Below are 25,147 nucleotides of genomic sequence, written 5' to 3'. Positions count from 1 at the left end.
GGGAGCACTGCTTGGATTTATTCAAGCAAATCAAAACAACCGGGGATATCTGTGATTGCGCGGTGATTCATGCCAGAGTGGCTTCTTCCTCGTCGTCTCGGCTGGTGGAGGAGAAGTCACCCATGGCGTTGAGCGAGAGCCTCCGGAGCCAGGGACAACAGGAGGCGTCCCTCCTGGAAGCGATTCGAGCCGCCGACCGGGAGCTGACGCGTCACCCGGTGTTTGGCGACTCCAAGCGGATTCACGCGCTGGTGCTGGAGCGCTACAAGTTCGGTCTGGAGTTGTTCGCCGAGCGGCTGCCGGCGGTCGCCGCGCTGCTGCCCTCCCTCACGGAGGGAGGGGATGCACGAGCCCGGCGGCTGTATCGGGATCCGCTCGTGCGCAAGGTGATGGAGGCGGCCTTCAAGAAGCTCGAGCAGGGCGCGCTGGTGGCGCCCCAGGCGGAGCTGGAAGAGATCCTCTCGCTGGCGGCCGAGGCCCTGAAGCGCACGGACGTCGACGGGCCCTGTGAGGCGCGAATGAGCCGGCGCTTCCGGGTCGGGCCGCGCCAGGACACCTGGGTGTGGAGCTTCGACCACGCCGAGGACCCCGTCCTGCGCGAGCTCCGGGAGGGATTCGACAGGGCCTTCTCCAGCCGGGGAAGCCGCCCCGGGCGCATCATCCAACCGGAGCCGGAGCAGGTGGCGCGGCTCGATCGCGCCTGCACCCTGCTGGCGCGGGTGCTGCCCGAGGTCGGTTCGAGCGCGCTCGGACACATCCGCTCCATCTGCCTCCTGGAGGTGGAAGTCGAGGGCGGGAAGATGATGTCCGCCTCGGGGGGAGATGGCATTCCCTCGACCGTCTTCATGTCGCCGGAGCAGTTGCGCAACCCCTGGGACGCCGCCGGACACCTCTTGCACGAGGGGCTGCACCTCAAGCTCTTCGACGTCGTCCGCGCCCACACGCTCGTGGAGCCCCACAGCGCGCCGTTGGAGATTCCCTGGCGCGACATTCCCTGGCCGATGGTTCGCGCCATCTTCGCGTTCCACGTCTACGCGCACATCGAGCTGTACCGGGCCGCGGTCGACCAGGCCGACGCCGGGTTGCTCCGGGAGTTCGGCGAGCCGGGCAGCTACACGGACAACCGCCATGCCATGTCGGTGTCGCGCAACAACGGGAGCGTGCCGTATGGGCTCTCGGTGGAGCGCACGCGCTTTCTCGGCAAGCACCTGCGCACCACCTGGGCCTCGCGGCTCACGCCCGAGGGCCTCCAGCTGACGCGCTGGCTGCAGCAGTGCCTGGCTCCTTTCGTCGACTGGGACGCTTGAGGTGACACATGTCCTCGCAATGGCGCTACACGAAGACGCCGGACCTCAGGCTCCGCCCACTGAAGGAGCATGGCTATCTGCTGGTGTTCACGCCCTCGCGCCCCCGGCTGCACTGGCTCAACTTGAATGCGTGGCTCATCTTCGAGCTCTGTGACGGCAAGACCGAGGAGCAGCTCCGTCAGGCCTACGTGGCCGCCGTCTCGCGCAAGCTCTCTCCCGAGGAGGCCTGGAGCCAACTCCAGGCCGGACTCGCCCAGTTGGAGAGGATCGATGTCGTAAGGAAGTCCGAAGCCAAGGAGGTGTACATATGAACGCCGAGAACCAGATCCAGACGCTCGAGTTCCTCCAGAAGCTGATGGAGCAGACCGAGCTCCTCGAGGCCCCCGTCGTCACCCAGGGCTCCGCCCAGGAGCGCGACTGGCTGCCTCCTCACGCGCAGTTCGAGTAGTCACCGGCGCCGTGGCCCTGAAGCCTCGGGGCCGCGGCGACGGAAGGTGAAAGCCCGGAGCCTGCTGGCGGGCCCGGGTCATCCCCCGCCACTCCGGCTCAGGCCTCGCACAGGCGAGTGACGGAGAGGCCCGGACCCGTGCCACTCACGTGCTCGAGGTAGGCCTGGGCCACCCTGGCCCGGAAGCGCTGGGCATAGCCATCACAGAAGTTCTTGTAGAGCGTGCCGCTGGCGCCCTCGGCCAGCACGGCGCAGCCTCCACCACAGGAGGTGGCGTAGCGGCACTTGCGGCACACGGGGTTGGAGACCACGTTGCGCCCGCGCCAGGCATGCAGGTGCAGGCGGCTCATGAGCACCTCTCCGGACGGAGTGACATGGCCGATGCGCTGGCGGGGATCTCCCGTGCGCTCCCAGCAGGCGTAGATGTCCCCGAAGGCATCGAAGACATACATGGTCGTGTGGGCGCCGCAGAAGGCGGTGCTGAAGCCGGTGCTCCGCGCCTTCTGATCGAAGAGCTGCCGCGCCTTGACCTGGAGCGAGTCGTCCGTGAGGCCGATCCGGCTCACCGCCGGGTGGCGCTGGCGCAGCTCCTCCATGGCCTGGGTGAGCTGCCAGCTGGTGAAGGTGGACCCGGCGTCCACCTGGCCATTGCCCGCGTGGATGGGAGCCACGTAGGACGAGAAACCCGCCTGGCGGCTCCAGCCACGGGCCTCGAACAGCTCGGCGAGCACCGGCAGTTGGTCGATGTTGTTCCGGTCGATGTTCATGCGCACGCTCACGGACGCGCCGCGCTCGAGCGCCAGGGAGATGTTGCGCGCGATGCGCTCGAACGAACCGGAACCATCCGGGTAGATGCGCCGGCGGTCGTGCTCCTGGGGCATCCCGTCCAGCGTCACCTGGAGGGAGGCGAGCCCCTCCGGTCCGAGCAGGTCCGCGTAGGCCTCCAGCTCGGTGGCGTTGGTGATGGCAGCGAGGCGCACCCGGCCCCGGGCGCGCATCTGCTCCATGAAGTACTGGAGGGTGGGCCGACTCCGGGCCAGCAGCGGCTCGCCACCGAAGAAGGTGAGGCCTCGAGACACGTCCGCGCCCTCCTGGAGCCCGTGTGCCGCCTCGATGGTGCGCATGCCCGCCAGGATCCGGTCCACCATGGTGCGATCCATCACCCGCAGCAGGTGCGCGTTGCGCGGCTCCGTGCGCATGTGCGCCTGGAAGCAGTAGGGGCAGCGCAGGTTGCACTCATACGTGGGCATCACGACGTAGTTGGGCGCGCCGCGCAGGGTGGCCAGGTGGTGCCGGGCGCTCAGCCGGGCGAAGAGCGACTCCTCCTCCTCGGGCGTGAGCGTGACGAGATAGCCGCGCTTCTTGAGCACCTCGATCGTCTCGTCCGAGGGCCGGGAGACCTCGCCCTCGATGGCGGGCTCGGGCGTCCAGGTGCCATAGAGAGGATTCGGAGCGTGGTGCGCCTCGAGCGAGCGCAGATAGGTGGCCACCCGCCTGGAGGCCAGGTCATGGGCCCCGGTGTAGGCCTGGACGAGCAGCATGTCCTCGCTGTTGCCGGGCAGGTCCACGTAGATGGTGTAGCTGCTGGTGCGCAGCGTGCCGCGCCCCTCGAGTTCGCTCGCCTTGACCCGCAGGGGCGCGAGCCCCGCGGGCAGGAAGGGGGTTGATGGCAGCTCGAAGGGCTCGAGCTTCACCATGTCCTCGAGTCCTCGCGCTCCCGCACTTCCCGGCTCAGCCGACATGAATGGCGCTCCTCCGACACGCAACGAAAAGAAGGGCGCCGGGGGCAGCACCTGCCCGCTCCTCGGCGCCCGGGGTGATGCGCCCGCCTCAACCCTTCAGCACAGGGTGTTGCAGCTGGGACCTTCGCTGGGCTCACCCGAGCCATCATCCGAGCTATAGCCACCCACCACCGTCTCCAACGTCTCGTCGTCCAGTTCCACCAGCGACGGGATGTCGCTCACCACGTCATTGAAGCTCACCAACTCCTTCTTCATGTCGGCCTCCTCCTGCGTGCACGTACGACCCACCCGGCCCTCTCGAGGGCTGGACAGGAAGGCAGTCTAGCATTTCCACTGCCGTCGACACTCCGCCCCCCTGTTGCTTGACGCTCCATTCGAGTGGTCATTAGTTCGCGCCTCATGACCCTCTCTTCATCGGCCTTCTCCTCGCGCATGCCCCTGGGGCCGCGCTTGCTGCTGTTGACGCTCTCGGTGGTGCTCGCGGCCTGCGACACGGGTTCCGAAGGGCCCAAGAGCACGCCCATCTCCGAGGCGCGCGGACGCGCCAACGGCACCCAGGTGACCGTGGAGGGGTACGTCACGGTGCAGCCCGGGGCCTTCGCCTCGGCCATGGGCAACGAGGGCTTCGCGCTCCAGGACAACACCGGGGGCATCTACGTGAAGCTGGCGCGGAAGCTCGACTTCGGGCTGGGCGCCCACGTCCGCGTGACGGGCACGCTGAACGACGAGTCCAATCTGCGCATCCTCGAGAGCGAGCCCGGCTCCGTCGAGAAGCTGACCGGCACCCAGCAGGTGGAGGCCAAGGACGTGAAAACCGGAGACGTGGGCGAGTCCACCGAGGGCCTGCTCGTGCGCATCAACGCCCGGGTGACCCGGCCCATCAACGACGAACTGCCCTACGGGTATGAGCTGTATGTCGATGACGGCTCGGGCGAGGTGCAGGTGTTCATCCACGGCTCGGCCGGCTTCGACCCGGCCACGCTGAACGCCCTCACGGTGGGACAGACCCTCCAGGTAACGGGCTTCTCGTCGCAGTACGAGGATACCCTGGAGGTGGCGCCCCGGCGGCCCTCGGATCTCGTGGTGCAGGCCCGGTAGCCGACGGCGATGGCCCGCGGGCGCCCCTCCACCTAGGAGAGCGGAAGCTCCAGGGTGGACACGGCGCCCTTGCCCGGTCCCTCGCTCTCGATGAACAGGCGGCCCTCCAGGAGCTGTGCCGCCAGCGCGCTGGAGTGCAGTCCGAAGCCGTGGCCGCCCTTGCGCGTGGTGAAGCCATGAGAGAACAGCCTGCCCTTCACCTCGGGAGCGATGCCCATCCCATCATCCACCACCTGGATGCGCGCCACCGACCCCTCCGCCCGCAGCCGCACCCACAGGTGGCGCGTGCCCTCCGGCTTCGAGTCCAGCGCGTGCGTGGCATTGCTGAGCAGGTTGATGAGGATCTGCAGCACCTTGTGCTTGTCCACCATCACCCGGGGCACCGGCGACAACTCGCGGCGGACGGATACGCCGTGACGCTGCAGCACCGGTAGCTGGATGCGCAAGGCATCATCGATGAGCTGGGCCAGGTCGCACTCCTCCGTCATGAGCGTGGTCCGGGCGTACGTCTGCTGGACCTGGACGATGGCGCGGATGTGCTCGATGTGACGGCCCATCGCATCCATGTCCTCCATGAGGTGCGTCTGCTCGCGCACCAGCTCGTCGGCCAGCGCGGCCAGGTAGCCCGGCAGGTGGCTGCCGCGAGCACCCTCCGCCAGGAAGTCGGCCAGGTCCGCCTGGTGATCCAGCAGCAGCGACGTGGCCCGCTTCAAGCGGCCCACGCGAGAAGCGCCCACGGACTGACGCATCGTCTCGAGGTTGACGACGGCGCTGGTGAGCACATTGCCCACGTTGTGCAGCACGTTGGAGGCCACCTCGGCCATGCCCACCTCGCGCGCGGTGTCCACCAGGCGGGCCTGGGCCTGCTCGAGTTCGTGCGTGCGCTCCCGCACCCGCTGCTCCAGCTCTTCATTGGCCCGGCGCAGCTCCATCCTGGCGCGCTGGACATCCTCGTAGAGCCGGGCGTTCTCGATGGAGATGGCGGCCTGGGAGGCGAGGTGTTCCAGGATCGTCAGACGCGCGGGGCTGAAGGCATCGGTGGCCAGGTGATTCTCCAGGTAGAGCACCCCGGAGAGTTGCTCCTGCCTCGACAAGGGCAGGCACAACACCGAGCGCGCCCCGCCCTGGGCCAGGTACGCATCGGACGCGAAGGGATGGGGCTTGGAGGTATCGCCGATGAGCACGTGCTCGCGCGTGCGCCGGACATAGGAGAGGAGTGTCCACGGCAGCCCGGGGGCCGCTCCCTCCCCGGACGCATCGGACATGGCGGCCACCGCGAGCGTGTCTCCCTGGGGCAGCAGCAAGGCGCCTCGCAGGGCGCCCGCGTTCTCGATGGCCGCGCGCAGCAGCGTGGTCACCAGACGCTCCAGCTCGATTTCACTGGAGACGGCCTGCTGGGCCTTGACGACGGTGAGCGCGTCGATGCGGGTGGAATCCGTGCCGCCGGCGGTCCGCGCGTCTTGCGTGCTCGAGGAGGAAGAAAGCTCGGGCCAGAGCGACTCCAGGTGCTGGACCTTGCCCAGGGCTCCCCACCGCTGGTACGCCGCCCGGGCTTCACGCGCGAAGGCATGAGCGACGATGGGCGTGCGCCGGGTGCGCCAGAAGTTCGCGGCGAGCTCGCTGGCCAGTCCGACGTACTGGGTGGCCCCGTTCTCCCGGGCCGAGCGGATGGCCTCCTCATAGGCGCGCGCGGCCTCCTCGGATCGCCCCGTGATGCGGGCCAGCTCCGCGGAGACCAGTCGCTCGGGCGCGTGGAAGTTCTCGGGGCAGTTCTCCGCCCACTGCGCGAACCGCCGTTGGTGAAGCGCGATGGCCTCGAGGAACTGGCGCTGCTGCTCCGGCGGGGCGCCCTCGAAGCACGCGGCCAGGGACAGGGCGCGGTAGAGGTGGTACCCGCCCAGGTGGAAGACGTCATTGTGGACCCAGAGGAGATCGGCCAGCTTGTCCGCCGCACGAAGGGCCTCCGTGTAGGCGCCGCACATGAAGCGCGATTGGAGCTTGATGATCCAATAGGAGCTCCACGTGCGGATCATGCTCCCGGGTATCCGTGCCTCGAAGGACTGCTCCTCGAAGCCGTCTCCGTTCAGCGTGTCGAACGAGAGGGTGTGCCCGCGCAGTTGTTGCACGTAGCGCTGAACCAGGAGGAGCGCCTCCTGGGGATCCAGGAACCCCATCTTGCGCGCGAACTCGCCGCGGACGATCAACTCCTGGTAGACCTCCTCCAGGTCGTGGCTCATCGCCAGGCGATTGGTGGCGACCAGGAGGTTGCTGTAGGCGGCAACCGTGGTGTCCCCGACGTGAATCGCCTGATGGAAGGCCTCGAGGAGGCCCTGCTGCACTTGGGGCAGGGGCAGGTTCCAGGAACCGATGTACTGCAAGCAGAGGAGGACTCCCGCCCGGCTGGTGGACAGGTTGTAGCGCTCGGTGAACTCGAGCGCGAGCCTGGCGAAGGCAAGGCCCTCCCGGTACCGATTGAAGTACGTGCCGACGACGAGGCCAAACCAGCTGCATCCACTCGCGGTGGCATCCACGAAGCCATGGCGGAGGGAGAGAGAGACCATCCGGCTCACGGCGATGATGATCAGGTGCTTGCTGGTGCCGGCCGCGGCATAGAAAAGCTTGAGCAGGGCCCGGACGATCAGCTTCATGTCCGGGTCGGTCATGGGAGGCAGGCCGATGAGGCTCTCGATGGGACGCGCCCCCAGCAAGGCCCAGGCCTCCTCATGGATGGCCATCGCCTCTTCTTGCGAGGGGTGCCGTGGGAGTGACATGCCCAACAACGTCAGACATTCCAGCATGCAGGCCAGGCCCTCCTGGCCCTCACGCGCGGCGAAGTGGACATCCTGTTTCAGGGTGTAGACAGCCACGGTATCCGAAGCAGTCCGAGCCCGGGGGCGGAGTTCGTCGACCAGACGGCGCGCCTCGGCGATGTCGCCTCGTGTGAAGGCACACAGCGCCTGTTCGAGTCTCACCTTGAAGGCCAGCTCGGGGTCCGTCACCCAGGGGTCTCCGGGAATGAGCGCGAAGGCCGTGGTGAGGTAGGTGAGGGCCGGGAGGAGCGCGACCGCGGACCTGGCCTTGCAACCCGCCTCGGCGTTCAACCGCGCGAGCTGGTGGCGCTCGGCGGACTCCTCGATGAGCTCCATCCCGGCGTTGAGCTGACTCACCACGTCGAAGAGCGAGTCGCGCAGCTGCTCCGGTGACAAGCTCTGGAGCAGCAGGCGGCCGATGCGCAGGTGGACGGCCTCGCGCTCCTCCTCGGAGATGAGGGAGTGGGCCGCCTGATGGATACGGTCATGCAGGAAGCGGTACTGCTCCGGGCCCGTGCGCACCAGCATGCCCTCGCGGAGCGCGGGTTCGAGCCCCTCTTCCACGTCCTCCACCGCCTCCAGGCCGGCGAGGGTGCCCAGCATCTCGAGGGAGAAGTGGTTGCCCACGCACGCGGCCAGCCACAGCAGGTGCTGCGTGCCCGGGGGGAACTGGCGCAGCTTGCCCACCATGAAGTCGACGATGTTCTCCGAGTAGTCCCGGGCCCGCACTCCCTCGGCATCCCATCGCCACCCGCTCCCTGGCACGCGCACCAGCAGGCCATCCTGGTGGAGCGCCACCAGCAACTGCAGCAGGAAGAAGGGGTTGCCGCCCGTCTTCTCGTGCACCAGTGCCGAGAGGGGCGCGACGACCTCCGCTCCCGCTCCCGGCAGCGTGTCGGCCACCAGCAGCTCCACCTGCGCCACGCGCAGGGGCTCCAGGCGGAGGTCCGTCACCCTCGCCCCCGCCTTGCGCATCTCCTCCAATACCAACAGGAGCGGGTGCGAGGGGCTCACCTCGTTGTCCCGGTAGGCACCAATCCAGAGCACCGGCAGGGCCTCCGGCCCCGACAGCAGTTGAGCGAGCAGTTGGAGGCTGGCCAGGTCCGCCCACTGCAAGTCATCCAGGAACACCACCATGGGGTGCTCCCGGCTGGCGAACACCGAGCCGAACTGGCGGACCAGCCAATGCAGGTGGCGCTGGGCCTCGCTCGGGGGCACCTCCTGGAGCGAGGACTGGGGGCCCACCAGCACTTCGAGCTGGGGCACCAGGTCCACGAGCATCTGCCCCCGGCCCTCCCAGGCCCGGTTCACCTGCTCGCGCCACCGGGCGAGTTCCTCGTCACTCCCCGCGAGCAATTGTCGCAGCAGGCCCCGGAGCGTCTGGGCCAGGGTGACATACGGAACGTCCCGCTGGAACTGGTCGAACTTGCCGCTCAAGAAGAGGCCGCGGCGCTCGACCACGGGCTTGTGCAGTTCCTGCACCATGGAGGACTTGCCAATGCCCGAATACCCGCTGACGAGGAACAGCTCCGGCATTCCCGTGCGCGCCACCCGCTCGAAACCCTCCAGCAGGGTGGCCACCTGGGCTTCACGCCCATAGAGCCGTTGCGGCAGTTGGAAACGGCTGGGCATGTCCCGCGTCCCCAGCGGGAACACCTCCCACACGCCCCGGCCCAGCATCTCGCGGCAGCGCTCCAGGTCCGCCTGGAGTCCCGCGGCGCTCTGGTAGCGCTCCTCGGCCACCTTCGCCAGCAGCTTGAGGACGATGGCGGACAAGGCGGGAGGCACCCTCGGGTTCAGCTCGTGCGGAGGCCGGGGCTTCCGTGCCATGTGGGCGTGGAACCACTCGAGCGCGTCCCTCCCCTGGAAGGGGTAATGCCCCGTGAGCAGCTCGTAGAAGGTCACCCCCAGCGAGTAGAAGTCCGTGCGGTAGTCCAGCGCCCGGTTCATCCGCCCCGTCTGCTCCGGTGACATGTACGCCAGCGAGCCCTCCACCAGGTGTGTGGGCGCCGCGTCCAGGTGCTCCACCTGCTGCAGCGTGGCCACCCCGAAGTCGATGAGCCGCGCTTCCCCCGACGGCTCCAGGATGATGTTGGAGGGTTTGATGTCCTTGTGGATGACATCGCGGCAGTGCACCTCCTCCAAGGTGGCGGCCAGGGAGAGGGCCAGGCTCAAGAACCGGGCGAGTTCCAGGGGCTGACCCGTGGAGTCGGACAGGGGTTGACCCTTCACCGGCTCCAGCAGCAGCACGGGGCGCTCGCCGAGTCGCTCGCAGGCGTGGGGTCTGGCCACCCCTCGCACGTCCCGCAACCTCTGCAGGATGGCGAACTCCCGCCGGTATCGCTCGCTCTCCGTGCGACCAGGAGAGGCCACCAGGGGCGTCTTGAGGAGGACGGGCAGGCCATCGGCCTCACGCACCGCCTGGAGCAGCACGTTCGAGCCCGTGGCTCGGAGCGTGGCAAGAACCCTGTACCCCGGGATTTCCAACATGGTCGAGCGCACCCGTTGGCGAGAACCGGTCTCCATGACGTTGTCCGCGCCGGCACTCCAAATTGTACGCATCCAGGGGTGGGCTCGCCCCTCCCCCGCCCCTCCCATGGGGTGACGCGCCGCTGGGCGCGCCTCGCGGGTCCCCGTGAGTGTGCGAGAGGTGACCATCTCGCGGGCCCGCCTCCCTGGGAGTCCTTCCGTGAACGAAGCGGGATTCCTAGATCCCGCTGCACGATGCATTCCACACGCAAACGCCGCCTGCTGTTCGGCACACTGCTCACGCTGGCCGTGCTGGCCGTGCTGGCCGTGCTCCTGAGCGTCTTCTTGAATCCGCTCGCCGCCTGGGGCACCCGGCGTGCACTCAGCGAACTCAAGGGGTTCTCCTCGGACTTCCAGAGCGTCTCCCTGTCGCTCGTTCCGTTGCGCTACGAAATCACCGGGCTGAAGCTCTTCGAGGAGCCCCCCGGCCGCGAGGGGCCTCCGCTCCTCCACGCCGAGCGCATCCAGGCGCAACTGTCGTTCCTGGACCTGCTGCGCGGCCGGGTCATCAGCTCGGTGCGCATCGAGAAGCCGAAGATTTCCTACGTGCTGCGCAAGGCGGTGAAGCAGGAGGTCGAGGAGACACGGGAGAAGCTCCAACCGCCCTTCGAGCGGCTCGTCCGGGCGCTCGAGTCCGTTCCGCCCAGCCGCGTCGACCGGGTCGAGTTCCTGGACGGAGAGCTGCTCATCGAGGACCGTCGAGAGAAGGAGTTGCCGACCATCCGGCTGCACGGCATGGACCTGACGCTCGAGAACCTCGCGACCAACCGCCCCTTGTCGCTCGGCCAGGCGACGATCATCGCCATGAGCGCCACGCTGCAGAAGACGGGACAGGTCTCGATGTTCCTCTCGGTGGACCCGCTCACGCTGCCACCGCACTTCGCTGGCCGCTTCCAGGTGAAGGGGCTCGAGCTCAATGACTTCCACGATCTGCTCAAGGCCAAGACGGGCGTGGACCTGCCCAAGGGCGTCTTCGAGATGTTCGCGAGCTTCAAGACCGAGAAGGGCCACCTCGAAGGAGGCGTGAAGCCCGTGCTCTCCGGCCTCGACGCGAAGCCCGCGGAGAAGGGGCTCGGCGCGCGCATCAAGGCCGCGCTCGCGGACATCGCCTTCGACCTCTTCAAGAGCGACAAGGACGAGGACCCCGAGGGCAAGGAGAAGGTCGCGACCATCATCCCCATCCGAGGCGACCTCAGCAGCCCCGACATCCAGCTCTGGCCCACCGTCTTCGGCGTCATCCGCAACGCCTTCGTCGAGGGGCTCGCCGGCTCCTTCAGGAACACGCCGCCAGCCGTCGCGGGCGAGAAGCAGAACGTCCTCCAACAGGCCGCGGAAGCGCTCAAGCCGAGCGGCGACACGCCTCGCGCCCAACCGGTGAAGGAGTAGCCCCCATGCCAAAGACTTCACGAATCGCGCTGCTCGCCCTCGCCCTCTGCGGCTGTGTGGAGGACCGTGAACAGGCGCGCCAGGAGGCCACCCAGAAGCCCGTCGAGGTGGCACTCGACCCCGAGGCACTCCTCCAGAAAGGAGCGGTGAAGCGCATCCAGGAGGCGCTCGCGAGCAATGACTTCCGGGAGGAGTGGAAGGAGGGCGTCCTCGACGGTGCGACGAGCGCCGCGCTCCGACGGGCCCAGAAGGCCCATCGCCTGCCAGCCACCGGCGTCCCCGATGCGAGGACCATGGAGGCCCTGGGGCTCGCTCCGGGAGACGTGTTCGAGCGCTTGAAGTGACAAGGAATTCGAGCCGACAGCTCGCCACTGGCTTGCGAGCGCTCGAAGCGGGGGGGTAGCGTCTTCCTGGCAGTCACCACCCAGGAGCTTCCCCCATGCGCATCAAGTCCATTCTGGCTGTCTTCATCTCGGGCCTCGCCCTTTCCCTGACGGCTTGTGGCACCGAGGCCGTGCAGATCCCGGAGTCCGAGCCCGCCACCGTCCAGGAGCAGGCCGCGCAACAGAGCACGGACCTGGTGGGCATCTGCCCGTTGAAGTGGACGTGCAACTACCAGAACTACTACACCACGCAGACCCAGTGCGCCGCCGCATGTGGCAGCGACACCTGCACGCGTGACTACGCGTGTACGGGCACCTGCGTCTGCCCCTGAGCCAGCGTCCATCAAGCAGTCCGCCCCCTCCCGCGACGCGAGGAACCTTGTCCTTCTCCTGCTCGCGGGGGGGACCCCTATGAAAGACCCCTTCGATTACGTGGTATTCAGTTGCGCTCCCCCCGCGGTCTGTCTGCTCGGACTGCTCCTGGTGCTCTTGCTGGGGCGAGTCTTTCCCCGGACGGCACGAGTCCTCCGCATGGGCCTGCTGTTCGCACTCGCCGCCACCGCCATGGGGGCGGGGCTCATGCTCCTCAGCTTCCTCTCCACCGATACACAGTCCTTGGATCCCCTGGGCCTGCTCCTCATGAACATCGCGGGCATCCAAGCCGGGGGCTTGCTGTTTGTCGTGGGGCTCTGCGTGGGCTACGTCCGCATGAAACAGGCCGATGCTCCTCCTCCCGCGGAGGGCTCGCCGCCCCCGGAGGGACACACCAGGGAAGGGACGAACAAGGACGGGACCTCCCGGCATGGCACCGTGACGCTGCCCGATGGGCGTGCACTGGCCTGGTCCCAGCGTGGCACCCGTGCGCCGACCCTGCTCCTCATCCATGGTTGGTGCTGCGATCAGCGGTTCTGGGATGCGCAGCTCGAGACCCTGTCCCGCGACTTCACCGTCGTGACGGTGGACCTGGCCGGCCACGGTCTGTCGAGCCGCCTCCCCGCGGGCTCCGCCTATCCCATCGACGCGATGGCTCGGGACGTCGTCACCGCCATCGAGCAGTTGGAGCTGCGCGAGCTCATCCTCGTCGGCCACTCGCTCGGTGGGCCGGTCGCGCTCGAGATAGCGATCGCGACACCGGACAGATGCCGGAAGGTGATTGGCGTCGATACCTTCACCGATGCCGCCATGTACCGGCGCAGGCCACCCGCGGAGATCGCGGAGCGCTGCAACGCCTTCCGGGCGGACTTTCCGAGAGCGATGACGGCGCTCGTCCGCATGATCACGCTGCACGACGCGCTCGGTTACGGCGTGGCCGACTGGATCGCCACCACCATGAGCGCTCGAGAGCCCGAGACCGCGGTGGCCGTGCTGGACGCGCTGCTGCGCTGGGATATCGAGGCGCGCTGGCCGCTCCTCACCCGCCCCGTGGCGACGATCAACTCCGCGCCTCTCGTCCCGCTCATCCAGCCCATCGAAGGACTGGCGGGCCTGGAGCTCGAGATGATGGAGCACGTGGGCCACTTCCCGATGATGGAGGATCCTCGCGGCTTCGAGACCCGGCTGCGCCGGCTCATCGGCCGGGACTCCGCCCGGCCCACCTGAGCACCCGATGGCGCGCTGTCCGCCCGCTCACAGCCGCACGAGCAGCTCGCGGAGGATGGAGAAGCCCTGCCGGAAGTCCTCGAGCCGGGCCTGCTCGTTGGGCGCGTGGTAGTACGCCATCTCTCCGAAGCCGGTGATCTGCACGTCACAGCCCTGGCGTTGCAGGTCCCTCACCAGCGGCAGCGAGCCGGTGAGGGAGAAGGGCTTGGGCTCCACGCCGCGCACCGCCCGCATCGACTCCTTCAGGGCCTCGAGGCCCGGCGAGTCCAACCGGCAGGCAATGCCTTCCATACCGCCCCCCAGGAAGCGGAACTCGAGCGAGCCGCGCTGGCCCGCCGCCGTGCGGGTGCGAGGGAAGCCGGCGATGGCCTCGTCCCGCTCCAGGCGGGCGTCCAGCTCGCGCACGAAGTCCGCCACCTGCTCGCGCACGGCCTTCATGTCGTAGAAGGGCGTGAGGCGGATGTCTCCACGCAGGATGACCTCGGCGGGAATCTTCGACTCCTTGGTGTTGAAGCCCTCCACCACGGTGGCCTTGAGGCTGGAGGAGGACAGGAAGCCCCAGGTCTTCTCGTCCTCGGTGGCGGGGAAGCGCGCGTGGAACCAACGGGCCAGCTCCAGTGACGCGGCCATGCCCAGCTCCAGCGCGTTGACACAGTTCTGCGGCATCCCCGAGTGCCCACCCACGCCCTTCACCTTCAGCGACCACAGCGAGATGCCGCCCGTGCCCACCGTGGGGCCGAAGTTGGCGCTGTCCAGCCAGTACACCGGCTGGCCCGCCAGGTCCGCGAGCCGCCCCTGCTCGGCCACGTAGCCCAGGCCCAGGCCCGGCAGGTCCGAGGACTCCTCGTTGGAGATGAGCACCACCTTGAGCGTGCGGCGCGGACGCTCACCGCGCTCGGCGAGCTGCGCCAGCAGGTCCGTCAGCACCGCCACGTGGCCCAGGCAGTCGGTGACGCCGCGCCCGTAGAGCACGCCTCCCGGCCCCTCCCACAGCGTGAAGGGATCGCGCTCCCAGCCCTCGCCCTTCTCGTCCGCGGGGACGACGTCGAAGTGCGCGCCCACGAAGCCGAGTGTGCTCTCGCCCGTGCCCTTCACGGTGAGCACCAGGCTCGGCCGGGACTCCTTGCCCACAGCCGCCAGCGACTCCGCCTGGATGAAGCCGCTCTGGAGGTGCGGCGCCAGCGTCTCCAACACCACCTGAGCGGCGAGCCGCTCCTCGGGCACCAGCCCCGCGCCCGGGTTGTTCTGCAACCGCGGCGTCAGGGCGATGAGACGCCGGAGCACTTCCAGGAAGCGGTCTTCACGAAGCGAGAGCGCGTGCATGGACGCGGATTGAAGTCCATGCACGCGGAGAAGTCACTGACCCGAGAGGAGGAGGGAAGCGTCGCGGCTGCTCAGAACCGGGTCCACTTCTGGGCGGCCGAGCCGTTGCAGTCCCAGATCTGCACCGCGGTTCCCAGGGCCGTGCCCGCGTCGGACACGTCCAGGCAGAGATTGCTCCCCAGCGCGCTGCGCACCGCTCCGCCGCTGAGCGTCCATCTCTGCGCGGCCGAACCGTTGCACTCCCAGATCCGGACCCGAGTGCCCCACGCCGTCTTCCCGTCGGACACATCCAGGCAGCGGTTGGGAGCGAGGGTGCTGCGCAGCTCCCCACGGACGCTCAGGAACCAGTCCTGCGCGGCCGAGCCATTGCACTCCCAGATCTGCGTGGGAGTCCCCTGCGCCGAGTTGCCGTCGGCGACGTCCAGGCAGCGATTCCCGGCCACCCCGCTGCTGAAGCGGGCGCGCGGGCTATAGAGCGACTCCGCGCCACGGGTGTCCCCATCGGACAGCGAATCTTGCCGCCCGAGGCTCCCTCCCCCATCCCTGCGGACGATTGTCGGCTGGCCATTGGAGGAGAAGGCGTAGGCGTCGTAGTGCATGATGGAGCCATAATCGTAGGGGCCCAGGTCCATGCCATCCGCTCCCTGCTGCCCGTAGGTCTGGAAGTTGTGCGCCGTTCCGGACTGGACGTTGCCCCAGTTGATGATGATGTAGTTGTCCCGGTCGGCACGGCTCTGCTCGTGCCAGAGGCCCACGGCATGTCCGATCTCATGGATCGTGGCGGTCAGACCGCATCCGCCGGCCAGGTCCACCGTCTGCTCTCCCCCCAACCTGCCGACGAACGAGCTACAGCCAGAACCCGGCCGGAACCGCAGGTAGTCCGCTTCCGTCGTGCGCGGCTTGAAGCGCAAGGAGGTCTTGGATTCCCAGTGGCGGATGGCGGTCGTCACCCGGCCGCTGTCGGGCAGAGCCCCATCGATGACGTAGGGGACCGTGGCCCCCGGCCAACGCGAGTACGCGTCCGTCCGGGCCACGGACTGGCCGCTTCGGGTCGGCTCCTCCCGCGGGTCGAGCAGGATGTCCCCCTCCAGGACGGCCCTTCCGTCGATCTTCTCGTAGGTGACCGTCTGGACCCCGCGTCCCGGCAACGCCACCCGGGCGGTCACCACTTCACCTGTCTTTCCGGGGAAGGCCAGCTCCGTCTCATGGGAGACACCGCAGCCGCCCAGCAGCAGGGCGCTCAGCGCGGAAGCACTCATGGACAGACGGGCGAATCGATGATGACGGCTCATGGGGGTTGTACCTTTTCGTGGCGGCTCGGTTCGGGTCGAGCGTGAAAGCACCCTAGCAGGAAGCCACGAAGAAGGGCCGTAATACGTGAAATACGAGCAATCGAAGCATAAAGGAATTATCCGGTGTCCCTGAACCCGGCGGATCCGCCCGGCGTCATCCCACGGCGGCCAACTTCCACCTCGGAGAGGGTCCCCAGCTCGACGGGCTCAATCCACCCTCCAGCGGCTGGAGCATGCGCGACACAGGAGCGCCCTGGTGAGGGAGGCAGCATGAGCAGGGATTGACCCCGCCCAATTCGAGACATCCCGAGCCTTCACCCTCCTGGTGTGAGTCTCGAGACCGATGGCGTTGCCCGGGTCGCGGGCCGGAGATACGGCCCGCATGCGGCTCGGCCGGGAGAAACCGCCGCCAGGCGCTCGCCCCACGTTGTCCGCGGAGCTTCGGACGGAGTGGACGGGGGCGCCCACCCACGTCCCGGTTCACCGGCGGCCAGCGCCCGTGTCACCGCCCGAGCGCCTCCGCGTCCAGAACGAACCAGCCGTGTACCCACGCGGCGCACGGTCCCGAGGCTGCCCGCCCCCGCTCACGACAGACCAACGCCCGCCAGGACGCCTGGGTCGCGCCGATGCTGCGCGGGCGCGTCATGCACACTAAGACAACCAGGATGCCGTCTCCCCCCCCCGGGAATCATGCTAACGTCTACTCGTTAGAGCAACGGCTCGAGGAGGAGAGATTGGAGATGCGCCACTTCTTCTCCATGATGACGGCCCTGGTGCTCATCATTCCCCTGGTGGCGGGAGCCGCGCTGCTGCGGGTGTTCCAGATCTCCCAGGGGGAACAGGCCGTCCTGCGGCGCTATGCACTCGTCACCGAGCAAACACTCCGCGCCGAGCGTCTGAACGCCGAAGGGGAGCGACTGGCCCGTCTGAGCCGCTCGTACCTGCTCACACCCCACCTGGACATCATGAAGGAGGTGGACACCTCGCGCGCCCGGTTCGACGAGCTGGTGCGACAGCTCACCGAGGGCTACCTGGACGAGCAGGAGCGGGCGCTGATGGAGGAGATCTCCCGCGCCGACAGGCTCCTGCGGAGCATCGCCCGGGACCTGCACCAGCAGAGGGGCGCGGGCATCCCCGTGGATCAACTCCAGCCCCCCCTCACCGGGGAGTACCAGTCCCTGCGCGAGGCGTTGGATGAGAGCCTGCGGGTGCTGCTGCGCCATGAGCGCGAGAGGATGAGCGCCCTGGAGACCGAGGCCCATCAGGTGCTCGCCGAGTCGGGCGGGACGCGCCTGGCCGCGGTCACCGTCGCCGTGCTCATGCTGGCGCTCCAGGCGGTGCTCGCGATGCGCGAGTTGCGCCGGCGGCGCCTCGCCCAGGTCCTCGCCGAGCGCAACGCCGCGGAGCGCGCCACCTCGGAAGCGCGCTACTCCGGCATCGTCTCGCTCGCCGCGGACGCCATCATCACCGTGGACGAAGCCGGGCACATCACCCTCTTCAACGCAGGAGCCGAGACCATCTTCGGCTACAAGGCCTCCGAGGTGCTCGGGCGTCCCCTCGACGTGCTGATGCCCGAGCGCTTCCGGGAGCGGCATCACCAGTTCATGCGGACGTTCCTCGAGAAGGGCATCCAGGCCCGGAGGAGGGTCGGCGAGCGCCGGCGCGTCCACGGCCTGCGCAAGAGTGGCGAGGAGTTCCCCATCGACGCGGCCATCTCCGAGCTCGAGGTGGAGGGCAGACGCACACTCACGGTCATCCTCCGGGACATCTCCGAGCAGAAGCGGGTGGAGGACGAGCAACGCTTCCTGGTGAGCGCCGGGGAGCTGCTGTCGTCCACATCGCTGGACTCCGAGCGCACGCTCTCGCGCGTCGCCCAGCTCGCCGTGGAGAGGCTGGCCGACTGGTGCCTCGTCTACCTGTGGGACGAGGGCCGGGTGCGCCTGTCCGAGGTCGCCCACCGCGACCCCGTCCAGCGGCAGACGGCCTCGCTCCTGCGGGGCTTCCCGCTGGACTCCCGCCGCGCCTTCCTCGCACACGAGGTGCTGGTCCAGCACAGGCCCCTGCTCCATTCCCATGTCTCCGCGGAGCAGCTCGCGGCCCTGGCCCAGAGCGATGAGCACCTGCGCCTGCTGCGGCGGCTCAACGTGCGCTCCTTCATGGCCGTTCCCCTGGTGGTCAACGAGCGGCTGTTGGGAGCCCTCACGTTCATCTCCTCGGACTCCTGCCACGTCTACACCCCGAGGGATCTGGAGTTCGCCGAGCAGTTGGGCCGCTACTCCAGCCTCGCCCTGGAGAACGCCCGGCTCTACCAGTCCGCGCGGGACGCCACCCAGGCGCGGGACAGGATCCTCGGCGTCGTCGCCCATGATCTGCGCAGCCCGCTGCAATCCATCCTCCTCGCACTGCCGCTGCTGCAACGGCGGGCCGCGCTCCCCGGCGGGGTGAACGACGAGCGCCAGGGAAAGCTCCTGGAGCGGCTGTCCGCCTCCGCCCATCGGATGAACCGGATGATCGAGGATCTGCTGGACGTGGCGCGCGTGGAGGCGGGGCAGCTCTCCATCCGCGCGAGCCCCCAGCCCACCGAGCCGCTGCTGCACGAGGCGCTCGAGACGGTGCGGCCCCAGGCCCAGGAGGTTCAGCTCGTGCTCGAGCCGCCCGGCAGCCTGCCGCCGGTGCTCGCCGATCGGGACCGGTTGCTGCAGGTGTTCTCCAACCTGCTGGGCAACGCGTTGAAGTTCACCCCCTCGGGGGGAGAGGTCCGGGTGGGAGCCCACGCGGAAGACGGGCAGGTGGTGTTCTTCGTGAAGGATACCGGCCCCGGACTCACGCCCGACGCCCGGCAGCACCTCTTCGAGCGCTTCTGGCAGGCGAACCACGGAGATCGCCGGGGGGCCGGACTCGGGCTGTCCATCGTCAAGGACATCATCGAGGCCCATGGAGGGAGGATCCACGTGGAGAGCGAGCAGGGTCAGGGCAGCTCCTTCTTCTTCTCCGTGCCCATCGCCCTCAACGTGGCCCCCTCCTCGCCCCCGAGATCCTTGAACACCATCGGCCCGTTCTGAGCGGGAGCACGGCTCAAGGGGGCGGTGGAGTCGTGATGCGGCAGATGTCCGACACCTCCAGCCCCCGCGCCCGTGCCCAGGCGAGCAGCGCGGCGTCGGCTCGGAACACGGGCTCCAACGCCCAGCCCGGCGGCACGTTGCCCGAGTAGCCATTGACGGTGGGCACGCCCCGCTCGAGGGCGGCCCACATCGCGTCGATCTGATACTTCCACGAGGGCGCGTGCTCCTCGGCCGGGCCGTAGAAGAAGCTCTGGCAGCCAGGCCCCACCCGTGCCGCCAGCCGTTGCACGTCCGCGCGCGCCGCCGCCGCGTCGAAGGTGCTTCCACTCACGCCCTGCTCGAGCAGACACACCCCGCCCAGCACCGCCGCCCACCACGCCCTGCCCTCGCGCGACAGACGCGACAGGAAGAGGGCCAGCCCCACGCTGGCCGGCAGCAACAACCAGACGCCCATCCGGCAGACAGCCCGGATCGCGCTGGCGCCCGGGACGCCGTGGAACACCAGCCACCAGGGCGTCACGCCCCCGCGGTAGCGCGTGGCGAGCAGGACGGTGACGAGCACTACCGCCAACAACAGCCTCGCGGCCGCGCGGTCCCGGGCACGCCACAGCCCCGCCCCCGCCAGCACCAGCGTCAGCACGCCCACTCCCACCCGGTGCTCCCCCTCCACGGGCAGGCGCGCGAAAGGCGTCAGCCGGCCCATCCAGCCGTAGAGCCAGCTCGAATCGCCCATGTGGAACCAGGAGGCGAAGCGCGGCACCATGCCCTCCGCCTCGAGGAAGGAGCGCGCCCCCACCTCCCGCATCGCCGCCAGGCTGTGCTGGACGATGGGCAGCAGGGCCACCATCCCCACCACGCCCCACAGCACGAGCACCGGCCCGTGCACACGCAGGCCCCGCCACAGCCGGGCGCGGGTGTCGGGGAAGCCGAGCGCGACGAGCCCCGTCAGGGCGAGGAAGAAGCCCAGGAACCAGCCCCAGTAGAAGCCCGCGTAGAGCTGCGCCACGCAGGAGCCCACCAGCAGCGCGCCCCAGGCGGCTCCGGCCCGGCGCGATGTCTCGGGGCGCGTCAGGGCGAGCAGCGCCCCCACCGCGAGCACGCTGTAGAACTGTGGCAGCAATTGGGGGTGGTTGGCCTGATGGATGCGCGAGGCCCCCGCGGCGAAGAGCACCGCGCCCACCATCGCCGCGCTCGCGGACGCCCCGAACCCCCGGCGCAAGAGCCACAGGGCCGCCAGGAAGTTGAGCGAGGTGACGGTGAACACCCAGAACTGGAAGGCCGTGTCGGGCGGCAGGCCCACGGCACGCCAGGCCGCGTACAGCGGCAGCACGCCCAGCAGCGGATCCGAGTAGGCGATGGTGTTGGGGGCCGGGTGGAAGAAGGGCGCGTCCCAGAAACGCGCGTGCGGAGCATCCCCGCGCAGGTAGCGGAAGCCATGCTCGAGGACGTAGTGCACGAAGCGCGCGTCGCCCTCGTCCCCCTGGGTGAGCCGCAGGCCCGACAGCCACACCGCATGGTGCGCCAACAGCAACGCCAACACCCAGCCCACGAGCCCCCAGAGCAGCGGAGAGTTCCAGGGGGAGGACGCTTCACCAGGGCGCGCGGCGGGAGTCGACATGACGGTGCGCGCACCGTTAGCACCTTCGGGGGCCTCGCGGGAGATGTCCGTCAGCCGAGCGCAGCACCTCGCGCGCACGGGCCCCGCCAATGGCCCCCAGGGACTCCATGGTCGAGGCCGAGGAGTAACGAGGCCAGGCCGGGAGTGACTTGATTTGTCAGCGGTCCGCCCCAAAGCGTCACTCAGAATTCGCGAGTCCCTGTAAAAGCATACGCACGCCCAGACGACTGGCTGCCCCCAAGCCCTGGCACGTCTCGTGCCAAGAGGTCCGGCACACGCAGTCCCACCCCCTGAAGAGACGCGGTCCGTGACCGCGCGGGACACGTGTCGCAGCACGACAACACCCACGCCCCCTCCCCCCCGAGCCTGCTCACGGGCAGTGTTTGGGCGCACTCGAGAAAAGGGCAATCATGAATCAAATGAACAAGTGGATGGCGATTGGTTTTCTCCTTCTGGGAGCAACGGCCAACGCGGGACCCCGAAACAATTTCGGGGTCTATATCGACACCCAATCGAATATCGTCTTTGGCAGCCCGGCTGGAGCCTACAACTCTCCCGATTCGACGCAGCAAATCGGTTGTTCGATCATCTCCAACCGCCAGCCCGATGGGAGTTGGCTCGTGTCGATTCGATGCCATGCGCGAAACGCGGCCGGCTACCAGGCCAGCTGCGAACTCTACAATCCCCCGGCCCCCCTGCTCCAGGTCGTCAGTGCCATGAATGACACCTCCCTGATCTCGTTCAGATGGGACGCGCAAACCGGGGAGTGCACGGCGCTGCATGCATATGGAGAGTCGACGCAGGCCCCGAAGCTGGCTTCTTCGCAGACCGCGAGCGCCAATGCGGCGCTCCCCGCGGCGAGCCATCCCGCCGTGAGCGCCAACAAGGCGAACGACTAGCGAGGGAGCATCGGGAGTCGTGAGGGCCGCCGAAGGTGGGCATGGGCGGCCCTCGCCGTGCGCGGTGTGTCCCGGAGTCAGTGTCTCTGGACAATCTCCCGGGATTGGATGATGGGAGGCTTCATGGAGACCCAGGATCCCGAACCCATCTTCCCGCATGAATTGCGTGACGCCTGGCCCGCGCTCTCCCGCGATGAGCGGGTGGAGAGCTTCAAGCTGGTGCCGCACGCCACCGCGGATGACTTCTTCCTGTCGCTCTCCGCCCAGGGGCAGGCGGATCTCCTCCTCGCGCTCGGCCCGGGGGAGCGGCGCACCTGGCTGCGGCTGCTCGCCCCGGATGACGCCGTGGACGTCATCCAGCCACCGCGCCCGATACCCGCGACGCGCTCCTGAGCGAGCTGGACGACACCACTCGCCGCGAGGTGCACGCCCTGCTCGCCTACGCCGAGGACAACGCGGGCGGACTGATGAATCCCCGCTTCGCGCGCGTACGGCCGGAGATGACCATCGACGAGGCCATCAGCTACCTGCTCCGGCAGACCCGCGAGACGGTGGAGACCGTCTATTACGCCTACGTGTTGGACTCCCAGCAGCACCTGCTCGGCGTGGTGTCCCTGCGCCAGCTCTTCCAGTCCGCCCCGGACAAGCGCGTGGAGGACGTGATGAGCCGCGACCTCATCACCGTCTCCGAGGACACGGATCAAGAGGTGGTGAGCCGGCTGTTCGCCTCGCAGTCGCTCATGGCCATCCCCGTGGTGGACGCCGAGCGGCACATGAAGGGCATCGTCACCGTGGACGACATCGTCCAGGTGGTGCAGGAGGAGGCCACCGAGGACATCCAGAAGGTGGGCGGCATGGAGGCCCTGGACGCGCCCTACCTCGAGGTGAGCTTCCTCTCCATGATCAAGAAGCGCGCCGGGTGGCTGCTCGTGCTGTTCCTCGGCGAGATGCTCACCGCCACCGCCATGGGCCACTTCGAGGACGAGATCGCCCGCGCCGTGGTGCTCGCGCTCTTCGTGCCCCTCATCATCAGCTCCGGAGGCAACTCGGGCAGCCAGGCCACCACGCTCATCATCCGCTCGCTGGCGCTCAACGAGGTGCGGCTGCGCGATGTGTGGCGCGTGGCCCGGCGCGAGGTGCTCGCGGGTGTGGCCCTGGGCGCCATCCTCGGTGGGGTCGGCATCATCCGCATCCTCGTGTGGCAGCACTTCTTCGGCTCCTACGGGGAGCACGCCGTCCTGGTGGCCCTCACCGTGGGCCTGTCCCTCATGGGCGTGGTGACGTGGGGAACCCTCTCCGGCTCCATGCTCCCCTTCGCCCTGCGCCGCCTGGGGTTCGACCCGGCGAGCGCCTCCGCCCCCTTCGTGGCCCCCCTCGTGGACGTCTCCGGACGTGTCATCTACTTCACCGTGGCCAGTCTCCTGCTGCGAGGAACCCCGCTCTGACGTATCCAGGGTAGTTCCTACCCCCGGAGGCAACATCCATGAGCACGAGCACCCTCACCAGTGAGCTGTGGGCCCCCCAGACGCGCCACAACCCCCTGCCCTTCTACGCGCGCATCCGCCAGGAGGCCCCCGTCGTGCGGATGATGGATCCCTACTTCCAGACGCCGGTGTGGATCGTCACCCGCTACAAGGAAGCCGTGGAGCTGCTGAGGGACAACCGCTTCACCAAGGATGAAGACAAGCTGCCCGAGAACTCACCCTCGCGGATGCAGCGCATCGACTCGCTGTCGGCCATCAACCAGCACATGCTCTCGGCGGATCCCCCGGACCACACGCGCCTGCGCACCATCGTCTCCAAGGCCTTCACCCCGCGCCGGGTGGAGGAGCTGCGCCCGCGCGTCACCGCCATCGCCCAGCGCCTGCTGGACGAAGCCCAGCCCCAGGGCAGCATGGATCTGCTCGACGCCTTCGCCTTCCCCCTGCCGGTGACGGTCATCGCCGAGATGCTCGGCGTGCCCGCGGAGGACCAGGACCAGTTCCGCGAGTGGACGAACGTCATCATCAACCCGCCGCTCAATGGCGACGTGGGCCCCATGCAGAAGGCCGGCATGGAGTTCCTCCAGTACTTCCAGCAGCTCATGGCCCGGCGCCGGGCCGAGCCGCGCGATGACCTGCTCACCGCGCTCATGACGGCGGAGGAGCAGGGAGACCGGCTGTCGCCCATGGAGCTCGTCAGCATGTTGTTCCTGCTGCTGGTGGCCGGCCACGAGACGACGGTGAACCTCATGGGCAACGGCGTCTGGGCGCTGCTCAAGCACCCCGAGCAGCTCGAGCGGCTGCGCGCCAACCCCGCCCTCATCGACTCCGCGGTGGAGGAGATGCTGCGCTACCGCGGCCCGGTGGAGACCACCACCTACCGCTGGGCGCTCCAGGACACCGAGCTGCACGGCCAGGTGATTCCCGCGGGAGAGGCGGTGCTCGCCTCGCTGCTGGCGGCCGACCATGATCCGGCGCAGTTCCCGGAGCCGGAGCGCTTCGACATCACCCGCGAGCCCAACCGGCACATCGCCTTCGGCTTCGGCATCCACTTCTGCCTGGGCGCGCCCCTGGCCCGGCTCGAGGCCACCGTCGCCCTCAACCTGCTGCTCGAGCGCATGCCGCGGCTGCGCCTGGCGGTGGACGAGCGCGAGCTGCGCTGGCGCGAGGGCATCCTCGTGCACGGCCTGCAGCGCCTGCCCGTGGCCTTCTGAGCGCCCGGCCCCGTACCGTTCATGACAGGATGGACGGCGCGTATGTCCATCCCCTGTCCCTACTGCCAGCACCCCTTCCCGCCCGGCGCCCAGTCCTGTCCGGGCTGTGGCGCCTCCCTGCTGCTCGAGGCCGTCCCCGGCGGCACCCAGCCCGTGTGCGCCGTGCACCCCACGCTGCGCGGCCTCGGCACCTGCTCGCGCTGTGGCACGTTCGCCTGTGCCCGGTGTCTGCGCTCCGGTCCCCAGGGCGAGACGCTCTGCGTCCGTTGCCACCAGTTGGAGCCGGACGCGCCCATGCCGTGGGATCAGCGCCAGGAGCTGGGCATGTGGCGCGCCTTCTGGAAGACGCTCGGCCAGGTGCTCCTCCACCCGGGCACCTTCTCCCACGCCCGCGCCGAGGGCCGCACGAGCGACTCCCTGCTGTTCGCGCTGCTGTGCTCAGTGCCCGCCTGCTTCATGACGGGCCTCACCTACATGCTCATCTTCGTCGGCATGCCCTCGCTGATGGAGGCGTTCCCGGAGTCGAGCCAACCCACGGGCGATGGCTCCGGACCGGTGTTCATGCGCTGGCTGGGGGTGGTCATGTTCGTGGCCACCACGCTGCTCGGGCCCCCGCTGTCCGTGCTCATGACCCTGATGGGCGCGGGCGTGGATCACCTCGTGCTGCGCGCGGGCGGCGTCACCCGGCCCTTCAACGTCACGCTGCGCGCCCACTCGCTCTCCGAGGCCGCCTGGACACTCGGGATCGTGCCCTTCATCGGCACGCAGGTGGCCCCCTTCTGGGCACTGGTGTCGCGCTTCTTCGCCTACCGCGGGCTGCACCGCACGACGACCGGCACGGCGCTCGTCGGGACGCTGCTCGCGCCCCTGGCCTCTTGTTGTCTGTGCGGCGGAGGCTACATCGGCCTGTTGTTCCTCATCTTCAGCCGCGCCGCCCAGAAGTAGGTGGTGTGGCA

Annotated in this window: 18 protein-coding genes and 1 pseudogene; 13 read left to right on the top strand and 6 right to left on the bottom strand. The window is 68.7% G+C overall.

Annotated features, from left to right (window positions below; all coding sequences use genetic code 11):
• Positions 1–122 precede the first annotated feature (122 nt).
• The 3 genes from D187_RS21060 to D187_RS55335 are packed head-to-tail and all read left to right on the top strand — an operon-like array spanning position 123 to position 1,755.
• On the top strand, positions 123–1,307 hold the full coding sequence (locus D187_RS21060) for an aKG-HExxH-type peptide beta-hydroxylase (RefSeq protein ID WP_002626583.1): 1,185 nt from the start codon (positions 123–125) through the stop codon (positions 1,305–1,307).
• An 8-nt stretch (positions 1,308–1,315) separates the two neighbouring features.
• Positions 1,316–1,618, top strand: coding sequence for a hypothetical protein (locus D187_RS21055; protein ID WP_002626582.1), 303 nt, complete (start codon positions 1,316–1,318; stop codon positions 1,616–1,618).
• Entirely contained in the window at positions 1,615–1,755 is a 141-nt protein-coding gene (locus D187_RS55335) for a hypothetical protein (RefSeq protein ID WP_002626580.1), read from the top strand. Before D187_RS21055 ends, D187_RS55335 begins: the two co-directional genes overlap by 4 nt.
• A 98-nt stretch (positions 1,756–1,853) precedes the next feature.
• On the opposite strand, the gene D187_RS21050 is transcribed toward D187_RS55335, so the two are convergent.
• Both D187_RS21050 and D187_RS55330 read right to left on the bottom strand, forming a co-directional pair.
• A complete protein-coding gene (locus tag D187_RS21050; RefSeq protein ID WP_211241554.1) occupies positions 1,854–3,497 on the bottom strand; it encodes a radical SAM/SPASM domain-containing protein in 1,644 nt (547 codons plus the stop codon).
• Positions 3,498–3,593: 96 nt separating this feature from the next.
• Complete coding sequence (locus D187_RS55330; RefSeq protein WP_002626578.1) at positions 3,594–3,752, bottom strand: hypothetical protein; 159 nt, start codon at positions 3,750–3,752, stop codon at positions 3,594–3,596.
• 144 nt (positions 3,753–3,896) lie between these two features.
• Here D187_RS55330 and D187_RS21045 point away from each other — a divergent pair, with 144 nt between their 5' ends.
• Positions 3,897–4,595 carry a hypothetical protein gene (locus D187_RS21045; protein ID WP_002626577.1) on the top strand — a complete coding sequence of 233 codons (699 nt, stop codon included), beginning with the start codon at positions 3,897–3,899 and terminating at the stop codon, positions 4,593–4,595.
• A 32-nt stretch (positions 4,596–4,627) separates the two neighbouring features.
• Here D187_RS21045 and D187_RS21040 read toward each other — a convergent pair whose 3' ends face one another.
• Entirely contained in the window at positions 4,628–9,895 is a 5,268-nt protein-coding gene (locus D187_RS21040; protein ID WP_043430899.1) for a trifunctional serine/threonine-protein kinase/ATP-binding protein/sensor histidine kinase, read from the bottom strand.
• 234 nt (positions 9,896–10,129) lie between these two features.
• On the opposite strand from D187_RS21040, the gene D187_RS21035 reads away from it, so the two are divergent.
• The 4 genes from D187_RS21035 to D187_RS21020 all read left to right on the top strand — a co-directional run bounded on the left by D187_RS21035 (position 10,130) and on the right by D187_RS21020 (position 13,302).
• The gene (locus D187_RS21035; RefSeq protein ID WP_002626575.1) at positions 10,130–11,320 is read left to right on the top strand and encodes a DUF748 domain-containing protein; all 1,191 of its coding nucleotides are present in this window, start codon (positions 10,130–10,132) and stop codon (positions 11,318–11,320) included.
• Between the two features lie 5 nt (positions 11,321–11,325).
• Positions 11,326–11,664 (top strand): peptidoglycan-binding domain-containing protein, encoded by a 339-nt coding sequence (locus D187_RS21030; protein ID WP_002626574.1) that lies wholly within the window; start codon positions 11,326–11,328, stop codon positions 11,662–11,664.
• Positions 11,665–11,759: 95 nt separating this feature from the next.
• Positions 11,760–12,035: a hypothetical protein gene (locus D187_RS21025; RefSeq protein WP_002626573.1), complete on the top strand. Its 276-nt coding sequence runs from the start codon at positions 11,760–11,762 to the stop codon at positions 12,033–12,035.
• A 79-nt stretch (positions 12,036–12,114) separates the two neighbouring features.
• Positions 12,115–13,302 carry an alpha/beta fold hydrolase gene (locus D187_RS21020; RefSeq protein ID WP_043430897.1) on the top strand — a complete coding sequence of 396 codons (1,188 nt, stop codon included), beginning with the start codon at positions 12,115–12,117 and terminating at the stop codon, positions 13,300–13,302.
• Positions 13,303–13,329: 27 nt separating this feature from the next.
• Here D187_RS21020 and D187_RS21015 read toward each other — a convergent pair whose 3' ends face one another.
• Positions 13,330–14,625: a M20/M25/M40 family metallo-hydrolase gene (locus D187_RS21015; RefSeq protein ID WP_043430895.1), complete on the bottom strand. Its 1,296-nt coding sequence runs from the start codon at positions 14,623–14,625 to the stop codon at positions 13,330–13,332.
• Positions 14,626–14,696: 71 nt separating this feature from the next.
• Positions 14,697–15,917: a M12 family metallopeptidase gene (locus D187_RS50175; protein ID WP_002626570.1), complete on the bottom strand. Its 1,221-nt coding sequence runs from the start codon at positions 15,915–15,917 to the stop codon at positions 14,697–14,699.
• A 740-nt stretch (positions 15,918–16,657) separates the two neighbouring features.
• On the opposite strand from D187_RS50175, the gene D187_RS50170 reads away from it, so the two are divergent.
• Complete coding sequence (locus D187_RS50170; protein WP_002626569.1) at positions 16,658–18,979, top strand: PAS domain-containing sensor histidine kinase; 2,322 nt, start codon at positions 16,658–16,660, stop codon at positions 18,977–18,979.
• A 13-nt stretch (positions 18,980–18,992) separates the two neighbouring features.
• Here the strand turns inward: D187_RS50170 and D187_RS21000 are convergent, their stop codons facing one another.
• Positions 18,993–20,597 (bottom strand): hypothetical protein, encoded by a 1,605-nt coding sequence (locus D187_RS21000; protein WP_063725005.1) that lies wholly within the window; start codon positions 20,595–20,597, stop codon positions 18,993–18,995.
• 410 nt (positions 20,598–21,007) lie between these two features.
• Between D187_RS21000 and D187_RS20995 the strand changes: the two genes are divergently transcribed.
• From D187_RS20995 to D187_RS20980, 4 genes and pseudogenes are all read left to right on the top strand, one after another.
• Complete coding sequence (locus D187_RS20995; RefSeq protein ID WP_155893480.1) at positions 21,008–21,496, top strand: hypothetical protein; 489 nt, start codon at positions 21,008–21,010, stop codon at positions 21,494–21,496.
• Between the two features lie 123 nt (positions 21,497–21,619).
• A pseudogene (gene mgtE, locus D187_RS20990) lies at positions 21,620–22,941 on the top strand (magnesium transporter).
• Between the two features lie 38 nt (positions 22,942–22,979).
• Complete coding sequence (locus D187_RS20985; RefSeq protein WP_002626563.1) at positions 22,980–24,191, top strand: cytochrome P450 family protein; 1,212 nt, start codon at positions 22,980–22,982, stop codon at positions 24,189–24,191.
• Between the two features lie 42 nt (positions 24,192–24,233).
• Entirely contained in the window at positions 24,234–25,136 is a 903-nt protein-coding gene (locus D187_RS20980; RefSeq protein ID WP_002626562.1) for a zinc ribbon domain-containing protein, read from the top strand.
• The last annotated feature ends 11 nt before the right edge of the window (positions 25,137–25,147 follow it).

Origin of the sequence: Cystobacter fuscus DSM 2262, from assembly GCF_000335475.2 — a bacterium.
In the GTDB taxonomy this organism is placed as follows: Bacteria; Myxococcota; Myxococcia; order Myxococcales; family Myxococcaceae; genus Cystobacter; species Cystobacter fuscus.
Note: the sequence above shows the minus strand (reverse complement) of the source record. Positions and strands in the feature narration are given on the sequence as shown.

Bases quoted from the DNA above. Each gene is read 5' to 3' on its own strand.
- D187_RS21060 (WP_002626583.1), top strand. From the start codon at position 123: ATGGCGTTGAGCGAGAGCCTCCGGAGCCAGGGACAACAGGAGGCGTCC.
- D187_RS21055 (WP_002626582.1), top strand. From the start codon at position 1,316: ATGTCCTCGCAATGGCGCTACACGAAGACGCCGGACCTCAGGCTCCGC.
- D187_RS55335 (WP_002626580.1), top strand. From the start codon at position 1,615: ATGAACGCCGAGAACCAGATCCAGACGCTCGAGTTCCTCCAGAAGCTG.
- D187_RS21050 (WP_211241554.1), bottom strand. From the start codon at position 3,497: ATGTCGGCTGAGCCGGGAAGTGCGGGAGCGCGAGGACTCGAGGACATG.
- D187_RS55330 (WP_002626578.1), bottom strand. From the start codon at position 3,752: ATGAAGAAGGAGTTGGTGAGCTTCAATGACGTGGTGAGCGACATCCCG.
- D187_RS21045 (WP_002626577.1), top strand. From the start codon at position 3,897: ATGACCCTCTCTTCATCGGCCTTCTCCTCGCGCATGCCCCTGGGGCCG.
- D187_RS21040 (WP_043430899.1), bottom strand. From the start codon at position 9,895: ATGTTGGAAATCCCGGGGTACAGGGTTCTTGCCACGCTCCGAGCCACG.
- D187_RS21035 (WP_002626575.1), top strand. From the start codon at position 10,130: ATGCATTCCACACGCAAACGCCGCCTGCTGTTCGGCACACTGCTCACG.
- D187_RS21030 (WP_002626574.1), top strand. From the start codon at position 11,326: ATGCCAAAGACTTCACGAATCGCGCTGCTCGCCCTCGCCCTCTGCGGC.
- D187_RS21025 (WP_002626573.1), top strand. From the start codon at position 11,760: ATGCGCATCAAGTCCATTCTGGCTGTCTTCATCTCGGGCCTCGCCCTT.
- D187_RS21020 (WP_043430897.1), top strand. From the start codon at position 12,115: ATGAAAGACCCCTTCGATTACGTGGTATTCAGTTGCGCTCCCCCCGCG.
- D187_RS21015 (WP_043430895.1), bottom strand. From the start codon at position 14,625: ATGCACGCGCTCTCGCTTCGTGAAGACCGCTTCCTGGAAGTGCTCCGG.
- D187_RS50175 (WP_002626570.1), bottom strand. From the start codon at position 15,917: ATGAGCCGTCATCATCGATTCGCCCGTCTGTCCATGAGTGCTTCCGCG.
- D187_RS50170 (WP_002626569.1), top strand. From the start codon at position 16,658: ATGCGCCACTTCTTCTCCATGATGACGGCCCTGGTGCTCATCATTCCC.
- D187_RS21000 (WP_063725005.1), bottom strand. From the start codon at position 20,597: ATGTCGACTCCCGCCGCGCGCCCTGGTGAAGCGTCCTCCCCCTGGAAC.
- D187_RS20995 (WP_155893480.1), top strand. From the start codon at position 21,008: ATGAATCAAATGAACAAGTGGATGGCGATTGGTTTTCTCCTTCTGGGA.
- D187_RS20985 (WP_002626563.1), top strand. From the start codon at position 22,980: ATGAGCACGAGCACCCTCACCAGTGAGCTGTGGGCCCCCCAGACGCGC.
- D187_RS20980 (WP_002626562.1), top strand. From the start codon at position 24,234: ATGTCCATCCCCTGTCCCTACTGCCAGCACCCCTTCCCGCCCGGCGCC.